Source organism: Planctomycetota bacterium (assembly GCA_018242585.1).
GTDB lineage: Bacteria > Planctomycetota > Planctomycetia > Pirellulales > PNKZ01 > JAFEBQ01.
The window spans coordinates 95,934-115,175 of the sequence record JAFEBQ010000022.1 but is presented as its reverse complement, the minus strand read 5'-3'; the positions used below and the strand labels follow the sequence as shown (position 1 = coordinate 115,175).

The 19,242-nt window shown below is 62.5% G+C and carries 18 protein-coding genes; 8 read left to right on the top strand and 10 right to left on the bottom strand.

Annotated elements, in window-relative coordinates:
- Entirely contained in the window at window positions 1-1,152 is a 1,152-nt protein-coding gene (locus tag JSS27_11700; GenBank protein ID MBS0209605.1) for a glutamate 5-kinase, read from the bottom strand.
- 270 nt (window positions 1,153-1,422) lie between these two features.
- On the opposite strand from JSS27_11700, the gene JSS27_11695 reads away from it, so the two are divergent.
- Window positions 1,423-3,009 (top strand): amidophosphoribosyltransferase, encoded by a 1,587-nt coding sequence (locus JSS27_11695; GenBank protein MBS0209604.1) that lies wholly within the window; start codon window positions 1,423-1,425, stop codon window positions 3,007-3,009.
- Window positions 3,010-3,036: 27 nt separating this feature from the next.
- Here the strand turns inward: JSS27_11695 and JSS27_11690 are convergent, their stop codons facing one another.
- Window positions 3,037-3,543 (bottom strand): hypothetical protein, encoded by a 507-nt coding sequence (locus JSS27_11690; protein ID MBS0209603.1) that lies wholly within the window; start codon window positions 3,541-3,543, stop codon window positions 3,037-3,039.
- 308 nt (window positions 3,544-3,851) lie between these two features.
- On the opposite strand from JSS27_11690, the gene JSS27_11685 reads away from it, so the two are divergent.
- Window positions 3,852-4,109, top strand: coding sequence for a hypothetical protein (locus JSS27_11685; GenBank protein MBS0209602.1), 258 nt, complete (start codon window positions 3,852-3,854; stop codon window positions 4,107-4,109).
- Window positions 4,106-4,516 carry an HNH endonuclease gene (locus JSS27_11680; GenBank protein MBS0209601.1) on the top strand — a complete coding sequence of 137 codons (411 nt, stop codon included), beginning with the start codon at window positions 4,106-4,108 and terminating at the stop codon, window positions 4,514-4,516. The genes JSS27_11685 and JSS27_11680 overlap by 4 nt, the downstream gene beginning before the upstream one ends.
- Window positions 4,517-4,559: 43 nt before the next feature.
- Here JSS27_11680 and trmB read toward each other — a convergent pair whose 3' ends face one another.
- Window positions 4,560-5,207: a tRNA (guanosine(46)-N7)-methyltransferase TrmB gene (trmB, locus tag JSS27_11675; GenBank protein MBS0209600.1), complete on the bottom strand. Its 648-nt coding sequence runs from the start codon at window positions 5,205-5,207 to the stop codon at window positions 4,560-4,562.
- A 25-nt stretch (window positions 5,208-5,232) separates the two neighbouring features.
- Window positions 5,233-5,754 (bottom strand): beta-hydroxyacyl-ACP dehydratase, encoded by a 522-nt coding sequence (locus JSS27_11670; GenBank protein MBS0209599.1) that lies wholly within the window; start codon window positions 5,752-5,754, stop codon window positions 5,233-5,235.
- A 377-nt stretch (window positions 5,755-6,131) separates the two neighbouring features.
- Between JSS27_11670 and JSS27_11665 the strand changes: the two genes are divergently transcribed.
- Window positions 6,132-7,475 carry an NAD(P)-binding domain-containing protein gene (locus tag JSS27_11665; GenBank protein MBS0209598.1) on the top strand — a complete coding sequence of 448 codons (1,344 nt, stop codon included), beginning with the start codon at window positions 6,132-6,134 and terminating at the stop codon, window positions 7,473-7,475.
- A 236-nt stretch (window positions 7,476-7,711) separates the two neighbouring features.
- Here the strand turns inward: JSS27_11665 and JSS27_11660 are convergent, their stop codons facing one another.
- The 4 genes from JSS27_11660 to JSS27_11645 form a co-directional block, all read right to left on the bottom strand.
- Window positions 7,712-8,146: a hypothetical protein gene (locus tag JSS27_11660; GenBank protein MBS0209597.1), complete on the bottom strand. Its 435-nt coding sequence runs from the start codon at window positions 8,144-8,146 to the stop codon at window positions 7,712-7,714.
- Window positions 8,147-8,217: 71 nt separating this feature from the next.
- Window positions 8,218-8,730, bottom strand: coding sequence for a transposase (locus JSS27_11655; GenBank protein ID MBS0209596.1), 513 nt, complete (start codon window positions 8,728-8,730; stop codon window positions 8,218-8,220).
- A 164-nt stretch (window positions 8,731-8,894) separates the two neighbouring features.
- Window positions 8,895-9,635, bottom strand: coding sequence for a metal-dependent hydrolase (locus JSS27_11650; GenBank protein ID MBS0209595.1), 741 nt, complete (start codon window positions 9,633-9,635; stop codon window positions 8,895-8,897).
- Between the two features lie 53 nt (window positions 9,636-9,688).
- The gene (locus JSS27_11645) at window positions 9,689-9,847 is read right to left on the bottom strand and encodes a hypothetical protein (protein ID MBS0209594.1); all 159 of its coding nucleotides are present in this window, start codon (window positions 9,845-9,847) and stop codon (window positions 9,689-9,691) included.
- On the opposite strand from JSS27_11645, the gene JSS27_11640 reads away from it, so the two are divergent.
- The 3 genes from JSS27_11640 (at window position 9,846) to JSS27_11630 (ending at window position 16,212) form a co-directional block, all read left to right on the top strand.
- A complete protein-coding gene (locus JSS27_11640; GenBank protein ID MBS0209593.1) occupies window positions 9,846-11,159 on the top strand; it encodes a CinA family nicotinamide mononucleotide deamidase-related protein in 1,314 nt (437 codons plus the stop codon). The two genes, JSS27_11645 and JSS27_11640, sit on opposite strands and share 2 nt — an antisense overlap.
- Before the next feature lie 145 nt (window positions 11,160-11,304).
- Window positions 11,305-15,177, top strand: a complete 3,873-nt coding sequence (locus JSS27_11635; GenBank protein MBS0209592.1) for a response regulator — start codon at window positions 11,305-11,307, stop codon at window positions 15,175-15,177.
- 147 nt (window positions 15,178-15,324) lie between these two features.
- Window positions 15,325-16,212, top strand: a complete 888-nt coding sequence (locus JSS27_11630) for a response regulator (protein MBS0209591.1) — start codon at window positions 15,325-15,327, stop codon at window positions 16,210-16,212.
- 30 nt (window positions 16,213-16,242) lie between these two features.
- On the opposite strand, the gene JSS27_11625 is transcribed toward JSS27_11630, so the two are convergent.
- Entirely contained in the window at window positions 16,243-16,668 is a 426-nt protein-coding gene (locus JSS27_11625) for an acyl-CoA thioesterase (protein MBS0209590.1), read from the bottom strand.
- A gap of 57 nt (window positions 16,669-16,725) precedes the next feature.
- Window positions 16,726-17,229 (bottom strand): peptidylprolyl isomerase, encoded by a 504-nt coding sequence (locus JSS27_11620; protein MBS0209589.1) that lies wholly within the window; start codon window positions 17,227-17,229, stop codon window positions 16,726-16,728.
- Between the two features lie 519 nt (window positions 17,230-17,748).
- On the opposite strand from JSS27_11620, the gene JSS27_11615 reads away from it, so the two are divergent.
- Window positions 17,749-19,014 (top strand): hypothetical protein, encoded by a 1,266-nt coding sequence (locus JSS27_11615; GenBank protein MBS0209588.1) that lies wholly within the window; start codon window positions 17,749-17,751, stop codon window positions 19,012-19,014.
- Window positions 19,015-19,242 lie beyond the last annotated feature (228 nt).

Genomic DNA, 19,242 nt, shown 5'->3' with positions numbered 1-19,242 from the left:
TCACCCCTGCCCCGGAACCGTGACCACCATGTTGTCGCGGTGGATTACTTCCTGGTACGGGCAATGTCCCAACTGGGCGGCGATCGCGTCGGTTCGCTGGCCGCGAATCTTTTGCAGGTCACTCGCGTCGTAGTTCGTCAAGCCGCGGGCAAATTCCACCCCGGCCGGGTCCACGAGCGCCACGACATCCCCCTTCTTGAAGTCGCCAGTCACCTGCGTGACGCCAATCGCCAGCAGGCTGCGCCCCTGCTGCTCGATCGCGCGGCGTGCGCCGGCATCGAGCACCAGCTTGCCGCGCGGCTGGGCGGTGAACCCAATCCAGCGCTTCCACGACGGAATGCTGCCACCTTGAGCGACGAACAATGTCCCGACCGCTTCGCCGGCGACGATCCGGCGCAGCGCCCCCGGCTCGCGCCCGCTGGTGATGATCACATTCTCGCCGGCCACGGTACACATGCGGGCGGCGTTCAGCTTGCTGGTCATGCCCCCTTTGCTCAGGCCGGTCTTCACGTCGCGCGCCAGGTTGAAGATCGACTCATCCAGCCGCGTCACCGTGGGAATGAGTTGTGCGCCTGGTTGCCGCGGGTCGCCGTCATACAGCCCGTCGACATCGGACATCAGCACCAGCAGCGGCGCGCGGATCAGATTGGTCACCATGGCCGCCAGCCGGTCGTTGTCGCCAAACGTGGTTTGCAGCTCTTCGACGCTGACGGTGTCGTTTTCGTTGATGATCGGCAGCGCGCCCAACTCGAGCAACGTCAGGATCGTATTCCGCACGTTCAAGTACCGGGGCCGATCGTCCAAGTCATCGGCCGTCAGGAGAATCTGCGCGGCATGCCGGCCGTGAACCTTCAACGCCTTGTCGTACGCGTGGACCAGGTAACACTGACCGATGGCGGCGACGGCCTGCAGATGGGCCAGATCGGTGGGGCGCTGCTTCATCCCCAACTGTCCCATCCCGGCGCCGACGGCCCCCGAACTGACCAGCGCCACGCGCCGGCCGGTGCTCATCAGGTCGTGCAGTTCCTCAACCAGGGCCGCGATTCGCTCATGGTTCAAACCGCCCCCCGGGTGGGTCAGGACACGGGTGCCCACTTTGACCACGATGGTGCCAGCGGCGGCGGCGATTTCCTGCCGTAACAATTCAGTCATCGCGATCTAAGCTTCCTGGCCGGACGGCGGGCTGGGCAAACGGTGATTGAAAAATGGAGCGTAACGAGCAAATGTTATACGGCACGGCTGCGGCGCGCCCCGTGGCACAGATTGCACGGGGCGGGCGCATCCTGAATGCCTGACGCATGATACCGCTCGCCCCCTCGAACCCGCCAGAGTACATCATATGAGGGGCGGGTGTCAGCGCCGGTTCACGATTCGGGGCGCGGACGCTTTCGATTTTAGTTCGGTTCTCATAGAATTGGCGTTATGAGCGACCTGCACCACGAATGCGGTATTGCGGCCGTTTATCATCTTCCCTCGGCAACTCCCAGCGAGTTGTGTCCCGAGGTGTTGCCCAATGAAGTTTCCCGGCTACTGCCGCGGATGCTCTTGGACATCCAGAACCGCGGGCAGCTTTCCGCGGGGATGACCACCTACGATCCTGACCGTCGCCAGTTGTTGGCCACGTACAAGGAACTGGGCTCGGTCAGCGAGGTGTTCCGCCTCAGCCACCGCGGCAAGGCCGAAAGCCTGATGAAGGAATTCGCCGGGCGGGCGGCCATTGGCCAAGTGCGCTACGCCACCTGTGGCGCCGAAGACGTCGATTATGCCCAGCCGTTCGAGCGGCAGCATCTGCAAAAACACAAGTGGTTCAGCTTTGCCTTCAACGGTCAGTTGGCCAATTACCAGCAGCTGCGCGACGAGGTGATGGCCTCGGGGGACAGTCACCTGTCCCGTGACACCGACACCGAAATCATCCTGCACGCTCTGGGTAAGGAGCTGTCGAACGAGGCCCCCGATGGCCCGCGGATGTCGCTGGTCGAGTTGTGGCAGCGCGTCAGCCGGCGTTTTGACGGGGCCTATTCGCTGGTCCTGCTGACGGCGCTGGGCGATATGCTCGTGGTTCGCGATCCGCTGGGACTCAAGCCCTTGTGCTATGCCAAGGTTGGGCCGCTGTTCGCCACAGCCAGCGAGAGCGTGGCCCTGTTGAATCTGGGCTTCCCGGCCGAGTCGATCAAGTCGCTGCTGCCGGGTCAGGCCATCTCGATCACCAACGGCAACTTCGAGATTCACCGCTTTGCCAATAGCCCGCGACACGCCCACTGCTTCTTCGAGTGGATCTACTTTGCCAACGTGGCCAGCACGATGGACGACCGGAGCGTGTACCTGTCGCGCACGGCGCTGGGCGAAGAGTTGGCCCGCCTGGAGACGGTCGCGATTGATGACGACACCATCGTCGTCCCGGTCCCCGACACCAGCAAGGCGGCCGCCGACGCCATGGCCTTCAAACTGGGTGTGCCGTCGCGCGAAGGGCTGATTCGCAACCGCTACACCGGTCGCACCTTCATCGAGGGTTCGGCCGGCCGCCGCCGCAAGGCCGAGAGCAAGTACACCCCGCTGCGCGAAGTGCTGGCGGGCAAGCGGGTGTTCCTGGTCGAAGATTCGATCGTCCGCTCGACCACCATGAAAGTGCTGCTGCAGCGGATTCGCGACCTGGGAGGCGCCCGCGAGATTCACGTTCGCGTAGCTTGCCCGCCGATCGTGGCGCCGTGCTTCTACGGCATCGATATGTCGACGATCGACGAACTGTTCGCCCCCAAGTTCCTCGACAATGGCGTCCTCACGCCCGAGGTCCAGGATCGAATGGCCCAGGTGCTGGGGGCCGACTCGTTGCGCTACCTGCCGGTCGATTCGATCGCTCGGGCGCTGGAGTTCGACGACGATCAACTGTGCCAGGCCTGTATCACCGGCGAGTACCCGACCGCGGCGGGCAGACAGCTCTATCAGATTGCGCTCGACAACTCGGCGCGGGGCGTTCCGGCGCGCCGCACGTACGAAAACGCTCCGGCGTAGTCCGGCGTTCGTCTTTCGCGGCGGCGTTCAAACCACCGCTTGAATCCCGGCGGGCGAATCTTGCACGGCGGTGAACTTCTGGACCCAGGCCAGTTGCCGATTCAACGTGTCGAGCTTAGTCTTGGCCGCGGTCATCTCGGAATTGCTATCGGGCTGACTCTGTAACTGCTCGACGGCGTTTGACTGATCGTTGATCTGCTTGGTCAGGAACGACGGCAGGTCGATTGTCTCGTCGGCCTGAATCCCCTCGGAATCCATGTTCAATCGCAACTGGGTCAGGTCTTGCGCGTCGCCCGGGGACAACACTCCGGCATCGGTCAGCTTTTGCACGACTTCGCTCAACTCGCGAGGGCTGATCTGGTGGATGTCGTACTGGGCCAGAATCGCCCGGGCCTTGGCCGTGGGGCCCAGGGCCGACATCGTGGCCGAGTTCGGCGGCGTGCCACCGATGGACGGCAAATTCAAAAACGGGTTGCCCGACGAGCCGCTGCCGGTCAGGCTGGGCAAGCGACTGGTGATGCTGGAAATGTCCATCGGTCTGCTCCACTTGCGCGCGGGACGTGATCAGTTGCCGCCGCGAGATTGCAACAACCGTGCCGAACGCCGCCGCGGGACACATGCAAGCGCTGCCTGAAGCGCGGAATCGCCGGCAATACACGAAGAAAAACGCTGGCGATCACGCCGCTTCATCAATCGCAAGCGATCAAGCCTAATCGCCAAGAAAGCAGCAATCTCCGCCGCTAGCGGCAGAAACGGCGCACTGTCACTTGCGCTGCATTTCGCCCAGCCGTAGAGTAGAATCGAAGCATGCATCCGTCGGCACATACTTGCAGTAGCTACCGATGAGTACGACCTCCTCCTATCTCGATCGACTCCTAGAGCCGTTCGTGGGTGTTTTCCCGCCCGAAGTAGCAGCCAAAGTCTCGGACCTGCGCGCCGATGATGCGATGCAAGCCCGGATCGACTATCTGGCCGATCGCGCGAATGAAGGGCTGCTCACGGCGGATGAACGGGGCGAGTACGAAGCCTATCTCCACGCCATCGACGTGATCTCGATTCTGCAGGCCAAAGCGCGTTCTCAGCAGCGAAAGCTGGCATGATGGACGAGGCGTTGCGGACGCTCGTACGCCAGCGCGCTCGGGACGTTTGCGAGTATTGCCGCCTGCCGCAACAATCATCGCGATTCGTGCGATTTCACATCGAGCACATTATCGCCCGACAGCATGGTGGATCGAGCGAGGCCGACAACCTGGCGCTGTCGTGTGGCCTCTGCAATTACCACAAGGGGCCAAACATTGCGGCCTTGGACCCGTTGACGGGTGCGCTTGTTCCCTTATTCCATCCTCGACGTGATTCTTGGGCTGAACACTTCGAGTGGCGCGAGACGGTCGTTGTTGGGATAACTCCGATCGGCCGAGCCACGGTGCGGTTGCTGGCGATGAACGATCGGCAACGTGTCGAGGTTCGCGACAATCTCCTGACGGAAGGCGAGTCTTTCGCAGGCTAAGTTTCGCGCAACTGGCGAGGACGCTAGTCGCGGATACCTTGCCCTACTTCAAAGCTTTGCGGAACTCGCTGCGGAAGACCGGCAAGCCGGCCAGCCGGGTTCTGCGTTCGAAGTGGGTGCGATAGTCCAGATCGTGCTCGGCCGCGCTTTCGACCACCGGCAACGGTCCTTCCAGGCGGCTGCAGCGGGCGATCATCTCGAGCGTCGTCTGGAAATACTCTTCGACATCGGTCCAGAAGTGCAACGCGCCGCCGGGCACCAGCGTCCGCTCGGCGTCGGCCAGAAACGCTTCGTTCAGCACGCGGCGTTTCTTGTGCCGCGCCTTCCACCACGGATCGGGGAAGTAAACATGGATCGCCTGCACGCCGGCGGTCGGCAATCGCTCGCGAAACACGCGCAGCCCGTCGCCGTGAACCATCCGCGCGTTGGTCAGATTGCGTTGCCCCAGCTTGGACGCCGCCAGCTTGGCGTAGCGAAGGGCCATCTCGAGGCCGAGCAGATTGCACTCCGGGTGCGCCGCCGCCGCGCCGGTCAAGAACAACCCCTTGCCGCTGCCGAGTTCCACGACCAGCGGGGCCGCGCGCCCGAACAAGGCGACGTCATCCCACGGCTGGGGCAGATCGTCGAACTCCTTGAGCCAGCCCGACAGGTCGATGTCGTGGCCAATCGTGCGTACCGCGCGGCGATTCATCGATGCTTCTCGAACTTGAACGAGCCTACTTGCTCGTCTCCCCAGTGCGCAGCCGGTCGAGCGGCAGCGCCACGCCCCGCAGCTCTCCCTCGCAGACCAGCACGCGATCGACGAACTCCTGGAAGCGGAAGACCATCATCACGTCTTTCCGCATCTTGGTCAGCTTGATCGCCACGACCAGCCGCGCGCCGGGTAACACCGGGTCGCGAAAACGTACTCCGTCCAGGCCGCCGAACCCGAGGATGGCATTCTCGGACATCAGCTTGGTACTGACGACATAGTAGCTCGACAACTGTGCCGCCGCCTCGCACATCAGCACGCCCGGCATCAGGGGCATGCCAGGCATGTGCCCGCGCGCCCAAAAGGCGTCGGGCTTCAGGTCCAAGTACCCGACGCAGATATGCTGCTCGGGATCGGTGTGGACCACCGCCGTCAACTGCTCCATCTCGAAGCGCTGTGGATTCGCGCGGCGTATCGCTGCTGTGTCGGCCACCACCCGGTCGAGGTCGATCTGCCCCGGGTCGATGATCAGTTCTTTCTCGGCCAAGGCGGCGTCTCCGGAACTTTCATCCCCTTTTGACGAACCCGGTCGCTTAGGTCTTCACACGGTGACGCTTGGCCTTGCGGGCCTTGCTGTTGGCGGGGCGGGCGCCGTGGTTCGATTTCTTTAAGCCGCGATGTGGCTTGGCCATAGGACGATGACTCCTTCAATTTCGATGTACGTTGTTTGGTCGTGGCAGGTTGGCAAAAACACCAGCCCAGGCCGCGCCCGATTCATGGTCGAGCATAACAATTACGCCGCCGGTCGAAAAGACGGGGAGCCGGCCACCCGAGCGGCGCAATTCATCCCCCACGGCACGCCGACTATGATGGCGTGATTCTTTTGCCCCCTAGGGTAGCGCCCGGTAAGCCAGCAGTCACGCCATGATCAGCCAGCCCCCCACGCCATCGAACGGCCGATACTGCCTTGTCGGCGCTGGCTCGTCGGGGCTGACGGTGGCCAAGAACTTGCTGGCGCTAGGGCTGCCGTTCGATTGCTTCGAGCGCGAAGACGACGTCGGCGGCAACTGGTACTACGGCCGGCCGGCCAGCAGCGTGTACGCCTCGACGCACCTGATTAGCTCGAAGCGGTACACCGAGTACACCGACTTTCCCATGCCCGCCGAGTATCCCCCCTACCCCAGCCATCGGCAGGCGTGGGAATATCTGCGGTCCTACGCGCGGCATTTCGACCTGTACCGGCACATCACGTTTGGCGTGTCGATCGAGTCGATCGAGCCGGCCGACGGGGCCTGGCGCGTCGTCACGTCGGACGGGCGCTCGCAGGTCTATCGCGGCGTGGTGATCGCCAATGGTCACAACTGGGATCCGCGCTGGCCCGACGTGCCGGGTACGTTCAACGGCACGCTGCTTCATTCCTGCCAGTACAAGACTCCCGACGTGCTGGCCGGGCGGCGCGTGCTGGTCGTCGGTGGGGGCAACTCGGGCTGTGACATCGCCGTCGAAGCCGCGCAACATGCGGCCGAGGTCCACTTGAGCCTGCGGCGCGGATATCACTATGTTCCCAAGTTCCTGCTGGGCAAGCCGGTCGACGCGTGCAACGAATGGATGCTGCGCAAGCGATTGCCCTTGTGGCTCAGGCGGAAGATATCGCAGGTCTTGTTGCGTTTGTCGGTCGGGCGTCCCGAATCGTACGGCTTGCCACGGCCGGACCACGAGTTGTACGAGACTCATCCGATCGTCAATTCGCAGTTACCCTATTTCGCCGGTCACGGCCGGATTCGCGTGCGCCCTGATCTGGCCGAGTGGTGCGGCAACGAGGTGCGCTTCGCGGACGGCAGCCAGACGCCGTTCGACGTGGTCGTCTGTGCGACGGGCTTCAAGATTTCGTTTCCGTTCATCGACCGCCGCTGGCTCAACTGTCGCGACGAGCGGCCCGAGCTTTACCTGAACATTTTTCATCCCGAGTTCGACACGCTGTGCGTGGCGGGGTTGCTACAACCCGACAGCGGCCAGTGGGGCCTGGTCGATTATCAGGCGCAGTTGATCGCCCGGTTCTTTGCGTCACTCGACAATGTCGCGACGTTCGACAAAGGTGCAACCGTGGCCGAGCAATTCCGCCGAGCCAAGGCGAACCCAAGCGACGATCTCGGCGACGGAATTCACTATCTCCGCTCCACGCGACATCAGCTAGAAGTCGAACACTTCAGCTACCGCGAACGACTGAAGAAGTGGATCGCGAAGTTTGACGTGGCAAAGAGGGATTAGGGGCTAGGGGCGAGAGACGAGAGGCTAGGGAAGAACGGAAGGCACACGATTCGGCTTGGCCACTCGTTCTCCAACTGGGTAGCCCCGACAACTAGTTGTCGGGGTTGCGCAGCAACAAGAGGGATCGTGGAAAGTCCGAATCGCCAAGAAATCGCCTCACAGGAACTCGCCCTCTTGTCGCTGACGCGACCCGGACAACAAGTTGTCCGGGCTACCCTCTGCAATTTCGTCGTGCTCTAGGCAATCTCTGGCAATTCTGGAAGGCGATAGAAATCCCGAAGGTATCGCGCCAGTTCCGCCACCTCTCGACTAACGTAATTACCGTACCACTTTTCCATCTCGGCGGTGCGTTGTGATTGTTCAACAAAGTTGTAGTGAAACCAATGATAAAGCCGGATCAGTACTTCACTACTGGTCGGCCGCAAAGTGATACGCAAAGTCATCGGCGTAGCCTTGGGGTCATTTGTTGGGAACGCGGGACTGAGGCCACCAAACAAAGACTTCTTCCACTTACCTCGTCGCAGATGCAGTACGAAGTTGTCGATTTCCGCGGACTCATCAAATCTCCATTCGCCTTGGATTGAAGTGCGCAGGAAGGCTTTCAGGACATCATGCACATTGTCGGCAAACGGAATCGTAAATGCGTGCTGCCACTCGATGATGCGAATCATGTTGACTCCAAGAAAACTACCCGATCAACGCCGATCCCTTTTATCGGTGTCTACAGCTGACAGACCTGATGTCACTCCGGCCAAGTAATCGGCACGCCCACAGTACGATGCTCCTCGTACCAGCGTGCCGAACTCCAACGCCAATCGGTCGCCTGGGCAACCAATCCCGCTCGAACGGGATTCAGGTGCATGTAGCTGAGCTTTTCTTCAATCTTCTGGCGTGAATAGAGGTTGAACGTGTGGTATTTCGCTTGCCAGGTCGGCTCGGCCTGATCGGTCACTTGGCCGTAGTTAGTTAGCGTTTTTGCGAACAACTCTTTGATGCGAATGCCGCTCGTTCGCTTCCATTGCTTCATTGCTTCGCTCAATTCTCCCGGTTTGGCGAACCAGAGGATGGCGTGGACGTGATCGGGCATGACGACAAAGCCGACGCATTTGCCCATTAGTCGACGCAATTGGGCGTTCAACGCGCCGAGGACGCACCTTTTGGACTGGTCGTCGTCAAGCAATCGCCGCCGTCGGTAACAAGAAAATGTCACGAACTGGGCATGTGATTCCTGGTCGTAGATTACTCGTTTCGGCATGACGATTGATTGACGAATACGGTTGGTGGCCGTTCGAGCAGTATGTTCCCTACCCGAGCCCTCTTGTTCGTCTGCGACGAACCCCGACAACAAGTTGTCGCGGCTACCCATCCTAAGCCACGCCAAAGGTCCAAAGTCTTACGACTTCGGCTACCTTGCAGCCGTCAGAACTCCAGCACCAGGTGATCCTGCCCGAGTTCCGTGCGCGGGAAGATGCGCTGGGCGTCGGCCAAGCCCACGGGGTCTTCGACGCCTTCTTCGGGCACGACGTGGATCAGGACCAAGCGTCCCACGCCGGCGGCTTTCGCCACCTGGGCCACGGCCGAGGTATAGCTGTGGCCGGTGAACTCGGCCCACTCGCTCTTGGCGGTCGGAAAGTTGCACTCGTGCAGCAACAGATCGACGCCGCGAATCTTCTCGATGTATGCCGAGTTCGGCCGCGCCGTCGTGTCGGTGATGTACGCCAGCGAATGACCAGGCCAATCGAGCCGGAAGCCGATCGACCCGCCGGGATGTTCGAGCGGAAAACTCGTCAGCGTCCCCAGCTTGGCCAGCGACGTCGGCCCCACGAGCGGCTGGAACGTACACCCCAGCGGCGCGGGAAACAGAAACTCGCTCAACAGGTGTTGTTGCACGGCCGCCAGCTTTTCCGCTTCGCCGTGAACGGTCACGCGCTTCAACGGGTGCTGGGCATTGATGTCCAGCAAGAAGGTCAGGCCGGCAACATGGTCCAAGTGTACATGCGAGAGGAAAATGTCGAGCTCGTCACCCTCTAGATAACGCGGCAGGCGGAACATGCCGGTGCCCGCGTCGAGCACGACTCCCACCTCGGGCAAAACGACACAAGCGGTATGCCGTGTCTCGCTGGGGTGATAGCCGGCGGTGCCGAGCAGAACGACTTTCATAGTCGGCGGCAATCAAGCGCTGGGTGCTGGACGATCGTCTCGGAGGAGCCGAACTATTGTCCCATGCCGACAATACGGACGGCAATGGCATTCGCCGAGCCGGCAGCGTGAATCTGGCAAATCGGCGACGTCGACAGTAGAACCACAGGGAAGAATCCCGGCAATGCTCCCCGATTCGTAATCTTGGAACCTTCGGCCAGGTAGCTCGACATGCTCAGAGCGGAAATCGTTTCGATCGGCGATGAATTGACCAGCGGCCAGCGTCTGGACACCAACAGCCAATGGCTCAGCCAACGGCTCGGCGAGATCGGCGTGCCGGTGGTCGCTCACGTGACGGTCGCCGACGATCGTGCGGCCAACGTCGAGGTGTTTCGCCAGGCGGTCGCCCGAGCCGAGATCGTGATCGCGACCGGCGGGCTGGGGCCGACCGCCGACGATCTGACGCGCGAAGTGCTGGCCGAGGTGGCCGGCGTGCCACTGGAACTCGACCCGGCTCAGCTCGAACACATTCAGCGCATCTTCTCGCGCCGCCAGCGCCCCATGCCCGAGCGCAATCGAGTCCAGGCTCTGTTCCCAGTCGGCAGCCAACCGATCTTCAATCCCGAGGGGACCGCGCCGGGCGTGGCCATGCGCATTCCGCGCGCTGACGGCACGGCTTGCCATGTGTTTGCCCTGCCCGGCGTGCCGGCCGAGATGTTCCAGATGTGGGCCGGCTCGGTTCGCCCTGCCCTGTTCGAGTTGGGCGCCGGCCAGCAAGTCTTGGTCCATCATCGGATCAAATGCTTTGGCGTCGGCGAAAGCGACTTGGAACAGATGCTCCCCGACCTGATCCGCCGTGGCCGAGTGCCACAGGTGGGCATCACCGTCAGCGACGCCACGATCACGCTACGGCTCACCGCTGCTGGTCTCAATGAGGCCGCCTGTCGCGAGCAGATGCGGTCGACGATCGACACGATTCACGAGTGCCTGAGTTCGCTCGTCTTCGGCGAGGAGGAGGACGAGCTTGAGGATGTTGTCTTGCGCCAGCTCGCTCAGGCTGGCGCGACGTTGGCGACGGTCGAGTGGCACACGGCCGGGCTCTTGGCCCGCAGCCTGAGCCGTGGCGAGACGGCCAGCCCGACCTTCGCCGGCGGGGTCATCCTGAGGGCGGGGGACAAGGCGTCGGCGGGTTTGACCGCTCCGGTCGCCGCGGCGGCTGCTGACTTGGCAAGAGCCATCGCCGCTTACCCGAGCGGGCCAGCCAGCGAAATCGAGGCGGCAGCTCGCCGGCTGGCCACGGCGGCCCGCGAGGCCTGGGGGACCGACTATGCGTTGATTGTCGGGCCGGCGCGAGTTCTGGCCGGCGCGGCGGGCGAGGCGGGCGATGTGCCCCTGGCCCTGGCCACGCGGGACCGGGCCAAGGCCCGAACCGTGAGCCTGGCCGGGCATTCGGCCCTGATCCGGCCGCGGCTGGCCAAGCAGGCGCTCGATTTCCTTAGGCTGGCCCAGTTGAATCCTGCTTCGCTGGACGATTCGGCTCGCTAAGATGCCATTTGCGTAAGATGATGGTAGCGGGTCAGCCGGGCTTCGCACGCCCAGGGGCCCTGGCCGTGCCGCCGCCATCGCATCGCCACTCGTCTTTTGCGTGAGCCAAGTGTCCGCCCCCAGTCGCACTCCCGCTCCACGACCCGTGCAGCGCGCCACCTCGTCGCTGGTCGCCAAGATGTCGACCTTCGCCGTGGTGCTGGTGGTGCTGACCGCCGGCATCGTCGGCGGCGCTGCCTATCGGTTCGCTCACGTCGCGCTCGAGGAACAGATTCAGCAAGGACTGGCCGAGTTGGTCGAAGATCGTGAATCGCGCGTGCTGGGCTACATTCACCAGCAACTCGACTGGGTTGGCTACCTGACCACCCGTCCGCGAATGCGCTCGACGCTGGCCGAGCCAGTTGCCAACGAGCAGGTGGTTGCCTCGACCCGGGCCGATTGGCGGCGGGTGATGGAGGACATGCGTGACAACGTGCCCAGCTTCGTGTCGCTGCGGCTGGCCGATCGGCAAGGGCGCGTAATCGTAACCACCGAAGAAGGGGACGCGCTCCGCGACGTATCGCCACTCGAAGCGTTTCAACAGGGATCGCAGCACCGCTTCATCAGCTTTCCCACGCGAGCCGACGACGGGCGCTATTTGGCCTGGCTAGCGGGACCGGTGCGCAGTCGGGATGAACTGGTGGGCGTGCTATTGGTGCAAATCAATGCCGAACCGCTGGTTGATATTCTGCGCGATCGGAGCCACCTGCAACGATCCGAAACAGTCGAACTACTCGCGCGGCGCGACGGCTCCGGTCAAAGCGTGCTCAATGCTCAGTTACACGTCAACCAGATGGACCAGCCGGCTAGTCCCGCCGTCGGCGAGGGAGCCACGGGATTTCAACAGGTCCGCAACCAGTTCGGCGTGCCGCTCTTGGCGGCGTATGGCCCAGTGGGTTATGAGAGTTGGACGATCGTGGCCGAGGTCGACCTGGCCGACGCCTACCGGCCGCTGGCCGAGTTGCGCAACACGCTGCTGGGGCTGTTGCTGGTGGTGCTGTTTGTCGGCGGGGCGGCGGCCCATTTTTTGGCCAAGCGTTTGACCTGGCCAGTGGTGCAATTGGCCCGGGCGACCGAAGCGGTGGCCAGCGGCGCGCTGACCACGCGCGTCGAAGTGCCGTCAACCGACGAGATCGGCGCGCTAGCCAGCGCGTTTAACCGGATGACCGAGGAGCTGAACAACTCGTACGCGCTGCTGGAACAACGCGTGACCGAGCGGACCCGGGAACTGGCCCACTCGGAAGAGGCGTTGCGGGCCCAGGCGCTGATCCTGCAATCGATCTTAAACAGCATGGGTGACGGCGTGGCGGTCTGTGACGCCCAGGGAAAGTTCCTCATTTTCAACCCGGCGGCCCAGCGCGTGCTGGGGATCGATCCGCCGGCCGACGGCACCCAGCCCTGGACGAATCATTTCGGCTTTATGCTATCGGATCGTGTCACGCCGTATCCGTTCGAGGAGCTGCCGCTGGTGCGGGCAATGCGCGGCGAGCCAACCGATGCGGTCGATATCTTTGTCGAACGACCCGATCATTCGCAGACCTGGATCAGCAGTACCGGCCGCCCGTTGGTCGACGAAGCGGGTCAGACCCAAGGGGGGGTGGTGGTATTCCGAGACATCACCGCCAGCCGCCGCGCCGACGCCGCCCTGCGTCAGGCCGAGGCGCGGTACGGGCTGTTGGTGAACAGCCTGCCACTGGTGACTTGGAACAAGGATTTGGAAGGCCGGTTCACGTTCGCCAATCGGCTCTGGTGCGAGCGACACGCGAAAACATTGCCAGAAATTTTGGGCAAGAATGACAACGACTTCTCGCCCCCCGAACTGGCGAACAAATACCGCGAAGACGACCGACACGTCCTCGAAACCGGCCAGGTGTTTCAGGCCATCGAGCGGTTTCGCAAGCCGGACGGCAGCGAGATCTATATCCAGACGTTCAAAGCTCCGGTATTCGACGCCGACGGCAAGATCGTCGGCACGCAAGGCATGGCCTGGGACGTCACCCCGCTGAAGCGCACCGAAGAAGAGCTGCGCCGCGCGCGCGAGGAAGCCGAAGCGGCCAGCCGGGCCAAGAGCGCGTTCCTGGCCAACATGAGCCACGAGATTCGCACGCCGATGAACGGCATTATCGGCATGAGCGAATTACTGCTCGATTCGCCCCTGTCGACCGAGCAGCGCAGCCATCTGACCGTGATTCGCGAATCGGCCGAGTCGCTGCTGGCGGTGATCAATGCCGTGCTCGACTTCTCGAAGATCGAAGCCGGCCGATTGGAACTGGACGTCCACGAGTTCGCGCTGCGCGACGCGATTGGCGACATCATGCGATTGCTCGGCGTGCGCATTCACACGCCGCGGCTGGAGTTGGTGGCCGACGTGAGCGACGACGTACCCGATCGGCTGTTGGGAGATGTTGGGCGATTAAGGCAGGTGTTGGTGAACCTGATTGGCAATGCCATCAAGTTCACGGCCGAGGGAGAAGTGCGGCTGAACATCAGCCTGGCCGAGGCGCCGCCCGGTGAGTTGATGCTGCACTTTGCGGTCCACGACACCGGCATCGGCATTTCCCCCGACATTCAGGAAACCATTTTCCAGCCCTTCGAACAGGCCGACACCTCGACCACGCGGAGATTCGGCGGCACGGGACTGGGGCTGAGCATTTCGGCACGACTGGTCGAATTGATGCACGGCAAGATTTGGGTCGAAAGCGAGACCGGCCACGGCAGCGTGTTCCACTTCACGGCCCAGTTGCAGTTGGCGCCGGCCGAAACTGTCGAGCCGCTCAACGGCGCGCTGGCGCCGACCGAGTCGCTGCAAGTGCTGATCGTCGAGGATCATCCGTCACAGCGGGCCGTGCTGGAAAAGCACTTTTCCGCCTGGCACATTCCCGTCACCGCGGTGGCCAGCGCCGCGGCCGCTCGCGAAGCGTGCCGCGGCGCCTCGCGTCCGTTCACGATCGCGTTACTCGATTCGCTAATTGGCCAGGACGACGGCTTTGAGCTGGCGCATGAACTGCACCACGAAGGTTGGATCGAAGCGGCGCCGATCATGCTCTTGAACCCGGGCAGCCAACTCGCCGATTTGGGACGCTGCCGGCAATTGCAACTGCAGCACTATCTGGTCAAGCCGGTGAAGCCGTCCGATCTGTTCGACCTGTTGGGCAAGGTGGCCGACAACCTGCAGCGTAGTAACGGCGAGCCGGTCGCCCCGCCGCAGCGTCACCACAACGTGCAACGCTTGCGGATCCTGCTGGCCGAGGACAGCCAGGTGAACCAGTTGGTCGCGGTGCGACTGCTGGAGAACCGCGGCCACGAGGTGGACGTGGTGAACAACGGCGAGCTAGCGCTCGAAGCCCTGGCCCGCGACCAGTTCGACGTGGTGCTGATGGATGTGCAAATGCCTGGCATGGACGGCCTGACGGCGGCCGCGGAAATCCGCCGCCGCGAACAAGGAACGGGCCGCCACGTGCCAATTATCGCCCTGACGGCGCACGCCCTGGCCGAGGATCGGCAGCGCTGCCTGGATGCCGGCATGGACGGCTATGTCTCGAAACCGGTGCGGCCCAAGGAGCTGTTCGATGCCGTCGAACGGCGCGGCTGCCCGGCCGAGGGGGCGACCAATGGCCAGCCGGCGCCACACCCGACGGGCGTGGTGCTCGATCTGGACGGGGCGCTGGCCCGGTTGCACGATGACCGGCCGCTGTTGGCCGACCTGGTCCGGGTGTTTTTGAGCGAATGTCCCAAGCTAGAGGCGAATCTGCGGACGGGAATGCGGGAAAGAAATGTGGCGGCGGTTCGGTTGGCTGCCCATACTATTAAAGGGGCGGTGGGCAATTTCCTGGCCCGGCCAGCGTTCGAGGCGGCCTTGCGACTCGAAACTCTGGCGCGGAGTGGTAACCTGGAGCAGATGGACGAAGCGTTTCCCCCGCTTGAGGTCGAGCTACAGCGGCTGGTCGCCGCCTTGCACGACGTGAACCTGAGCGGTTAAGTTGTTTAAGCTTTTACCAGACGTTATCCCCGTGTTAGCGCGCTCACGATCCCATGGTCGCACGCCCGGGAGCGCTCGATGACCAGCGAGTCGCTCGACACGGTGTCCGATTTGATCGCCGAGCATTGCACGCATAGACTCTCACGCATGACCGATGTGCTTGTCGTTGACGATTCCGCAACCGAACGCCGTGTCACCGGTGGGTTGCTTGCCAAGGCGCCGGGGGTGTCGGTGCGCTATGCGGTCGATGGCCAAGACGCGCTGCGTCAAATGGAAGAGCGCTTGCCCGAACTAGTGCTCACCGACTTGCAGATGCCCAATCTGAGCGGCCTGGAACTGGTCGTCGAAGTCCGACGCCGGTTTCCGTTGGTTCCCGTCGTGGTGCTTACGTCACAGGGTAGCGAAGAGGCCGCGGTGGCCGCGCTGCAAAGGGGGGCGGCCTGCTATCTGTCCAAATCGCGGCAGTCCGACGAACTGCTCGAAACAATCGACACCGTCTTGTCGGCCACGCGGGCCAATCGGCACCAAGGCCGGTTGATGGACTGTCTGGCCGAGACGCGTTGGAAGTACTCGCTCGACAATGACATCGCCTTGATTCCGCCGCTGGTCGATCAATTGCGGCAAGACTTGGCGCGAATGCAATTGTGCGATGAAACCGGGCTGACGCGCGTCGGCATTGCCGTACACGAAGCACTGGTCAACGCGGTCCAGCACGGCAACCTGGAAATGAAGTCCGAGTTGCGCGAGTCCGACGAGTGTAAATACCAGGCGCTGATCGAACAGCGTCGCCGCGAGCAACCCTTTTCCGGCCGGCGGGTGCATGTGGACGTCTCGGTCACTCACGACGAAGCGCGCATCATCATCCGGGATGAAGGCCCAGGCTTCGATCCTTCGACGCTGCCCGACCCGACCGATCCGTGCAACTTGGAACGGGTCTACGGTCGCGGGCTGCTGCTGGTCCGCACGTTCATGGAAGAGGTGCGGCACAACTCGACGGGCAATCAGATCACGATGGTCAAACGCCGCGAGTCATAGGCGCGGCACGGTGACATCTGGGCCGCTCCGCTACGTCGCTTCGCCGTTGGGCACCATGACAAAGGCGCTGGCCACTTCGTCCGGAATGCGCGCCAAGTTGCCGGTGGCGAAGGTGATGAACGCCCACTCGGTTTCGCCGGCCGCCATGATTTCGCCGTCGCTCACGCGACGCAGCTGATAGCGCCGCAGGCAGGAAAACTTGCGCGACTGGGCCAGCCACGTGCGCACGACCAACTCCTCGTCGACCAGCGCCGAACGCAGATACTTGATCTCGTGCCGCCGCACGACCCAACCAGCGCCGAGTTTGAAATACGCCTCGGTCGGCCACCCCTGGGCCGCCGAATGGGCCACGGCCGCGCGCACGAACCACTGTAAGTAGGCCAGGTTGTTCGCATGGCCCAGCGAGTCGATCTCGTCTGGGCGCACGCGATGCGCAAACTCGAAGATGGCCGGCATACAAGGAACTCGGGCGCTGCCGTCAACAATCGTCAGCTCATCAGACAAGCGCGCCGCTCACTCGGCAGTCGTCTTGGGAACGTACGGATGATTGCGTTTTTGCAGCACGCGGGCTTCGAGAATCTTGTCGGGGCGGATGCTCGAATTGGGCAACCGCGGATCAATCCGCTGCAATCGATCGCAAACGTCCATCCCTTGGATCACTTGGCCAAAGACCGTGTGCTTGCCGTCCAAGTGCGGCGTGGCCGCGAAGGTTAAAAAGAACTGCGAGCCGCCCGTGTCGCGCCCGGCGTGGGCCATGCTCAGCGAGCCACGCTGATGCTTCCTCGCGTCACTCCGGTAACACTCGCAGGCGATCGTGTAGCCCGGGCCCCCCGTGCCAGTGCCCTTGGGATCGCCCCCTTGCGCCATGAATCCATCGATCACGCGGTGAAAGGTCAGGCCGTTGTAGAATTTCTTTTCGACCAGGCTGATGAAGTTGGCGACGGCGTTCGGCGCCTGGTCCTCGTAAAGCTCGATCACGATGTCCCCCTTGGTCGTGTGCAACAAGACCTGGGGCAAGGGCTCGGCCGCCACGGTTATTGAACTGGCCAACAACGCAAATAGGGACGTCACAGCAAACAGAGCAATCCGGCACATCACTTTCCTACCTCCCTGACAATCTTGGTAAAGCCGAAGGTGCGGTCCATCCGCCAACCACTTCGAGAATGTCAGAATATAGCGGCTGGGTAAGACTTACAACGTATAGACAGGCTTCCGCGTGCGCCGCACGCCATTAAACTGGGTAGTTTAGCGAGACTTGTCGTTAGAAATCTTGTCGGATGCAGAGTTCTAGTTATTTCCGTCGATCCAGCTACCTAGGCGTGCCGGCAAAGTCGGCGTGGCGTTTTATTGGAGCACCTTCGGCAAATGCCGAATGCGTTTCAATCCCGCGTCCTCACTGCCCACACGCGCCATGGCGGAATCGGCTCCTTGGAAGCGACCGGGTCGGAGACTCGGCTCTTGAGGAACGATGCGCAGAGGTATTCGGACCGGGGTTGGAACGGACACGCTCAACGAAATCTCAAGGAGACGGAACTCATGAAAGTGCGCCTGCTTAGCGCCGCTGCCCTGTTGGGGCTGATGATTAGCGGTGGCAGCCTAAAGGCTGACAACTTGAACATGACCGGCAATTACGACCAGTCGGGCGCAGTGACGCCGACGTCGTTCGCCGGCGACAGTGGCTGTGGTGGCTGCGGCGACTGCGATGCCTGCAAGCAAGGTTGCTGCGACAACGCTTGTGGCAATGGCTGCTGCGACAAAGAAGGTTGCAATGGTGGTTGCGGCAACGAAGGCTGCTGCGATACCGGTTGCTGCGGTGGCTCCGGCTTGACCAATCTGCTGCGTGGCCGTTTGGCGGGTCTGCGTAGCTGCCTGCCGCCGACCTCGGATTGCTGCCCGACCGTGGGCGTCTACGCGATCAGCGGCTACGACTCGTGGCGCGGCCCGTCACAGGGTACGTTCGCCGGCAACAACGGCGGCAACAGCGGCGTCAACATGGCTTTTCCGCTGCTGCGTGACCGGGGCATCGCCTTCCAAGTTGGCGGTACCTTCGGCCTGTACAACTGGAACGGCAACGCCGCCGCCACGGGCGCTGCTTTGGGTGGCCCGGTGCCAGTTGGCAACACCAATCAGCAAATGCAATCCCAACTGTTCCTCACTTACGGCTTTTTCCGTCGTGCTGACACCGACCGGCGGATTAGCTGGGGCGTTGTGCAAGACTGGATGGTCGTCAACAACTTCGGCGTCGCTGGCGACTCTTTCAGCTTGAGCCAGTTCCGCGGCCAGGTTGCCTACGCCATGAGCGATCGCAACGAAGTTGGTCTGTGGGGCTCGCTGGCGGTCATGGGTGGTGGCAGCACGCTGAACGGCGACCAATATCGCTCGGTGCAGCAGATCAATGCCTTCTACCATCGCAAGTTTGCTCGCGGTGGCGCTGACGGTTGGTTCTATATCGGCCTGCCAGAAACCTATCGTCTGGCTGGTCCGAGCTCGGTGATCGGTATCGCTGGCGTGCCTACCTCCAACTTCGGTGGTGGCAGCTTGGGCTGCTTGACCCTCGGCACCAATGTCATCGCCCCGATTAACGATCGCGTGAGCCTGTACGCCAATTGGGCTTACCTGGCTCCGTCGAGCGCCTACTCGGCGTCGGCTGCCGCTGATCAGATTTGGAACCTGCAATTCGGGTTCATGTTCTACCCAGGCAACGCCGCTCGCAGCTCGACGGTGGCCGGCCGGAAGTTCATGCCCTACATGCCGGTGGCCAACAACGGCACGTTCATGGTCGATACCAACAACGTGCGGTAAGCATGAGCTAACAGGCACTGGCCTGTTACTCGACTGCTGAAAGTTTCAGACCTGCCTGGTTCCCACGGGAGCCAGGCAGGTCTTTTTTTGCGCGCCGGGTGAACCGCTCACGGCACGCCGCGGAAGAAGCTAGGCAATCGGGGAAGACCCTACTCGACATACCGAAAGTTCTCGATATTCCGCCAAAGTATAGCCGACCCTCTCTTACGTGGCGCAAATCAGCGTCGC